Raw genomic sequence first — 1,026 nt, forward strand, 5'->3', positions numbered from 1 at the left:
TTTTTGCCGAGCTTCACAAGCGCGGGAGCCGTAAGGTCTCCGTATCCGGTATGATATTTTGTTGTGCCGTTCTCGCCGACCCTTATCATGCCAAGCCAATGACATTTAATGTGGCGGCTGTGGATGAAGCGGACAATCTCCTTGTTGGTAAACCAGCTGTCAGCCAATACATAGCTGAACTTTACGCCTCGGCGGATAGCCCGCTTTACCATCTCTATCGCGAGTTCTATCTTGGACATGTCGTATTCTTCCTCCCTCCGGCGGAGTACCTCGCTGTCATGTTCCGTGGTGTGCCGCCGTTTGAGTTCCTTGGTACTCATGCCATAGTTGCCTTTCTTCCCCTTTTCTCCGACGATGGCGAAGTCGAGAAGAATCTGGGAGATACCATCGGTGGCAGCCATACAAAGACATTTGAATCCGAGTACGGCCTTGTGGGCAAGATGGGAATGGACCCTTCCTATTTTCTCAATGGTCCTGCCTGTCTTCTCATGGTCGGTGTCATCGATAATCAGGCAGACATCCTCTGCCTTGTGGTCGGAACGCAGATGGATACGGTTCCACAACTGGACGGATATGTGCCAAAGAGCTTTTCTCCAGTCGACCTCGGGGTTTTCCATCAAGCGATAGAAAGTATCCTTCCTCGCCTTGATAAGAGAATGGAGCGTGCCATCCTTCTGATTGCGGTAGGCGTTTCTTATACCGAAACAGGGAAAAAGCAGAAGGCATTGGAATACTGTCAGCAGCTTGTACACGCAGTTGCGCTTGCTTGTCACGGCAAGCGTGTCACGTTCGGTCATTTTGACCTGGGTGAGAACCGAGCTTATGCTCTGCATAGCTGATGTCATATCAGAATTCTTGAAAAATGTTTTGATATCCGAGAGGAAAGGAGTAACTTTGTGTATCGACATGGGCTTGAGTTATTTTTGTTTTTGCACCTTAAAATTACTCATTTTCTTGCAATTATGCAAGAGTCCATGTCGATTTTTATATCCCTACCGCTGGAAATCAGCACTTGCGAAACTTGAA

At 48.1% G+C, this 1,026-nt stretch carries 1 protein-coding gene; it reads right to left on the reverse strand.

The genetic code is table 11. From position 1 onward, the window contains the following. The coding region (locus G7Y39_RS13415) for a transposase (protein WP_165157927.1) at positions 1 to 908 on the reverse strand (908 nt) is incomplete at its 3' end. Positions 909 to 1,026 lie beyond the last annotated feature (118 nt).

This window comes from Parabacteroides sp. ZJ-118, from assembly GCF_011038785.1.
GTDB lineage: Bacteria > Bacteroidota > Bacteroidia > Bacteroidales > Tannerellaceae > Parabacteroides.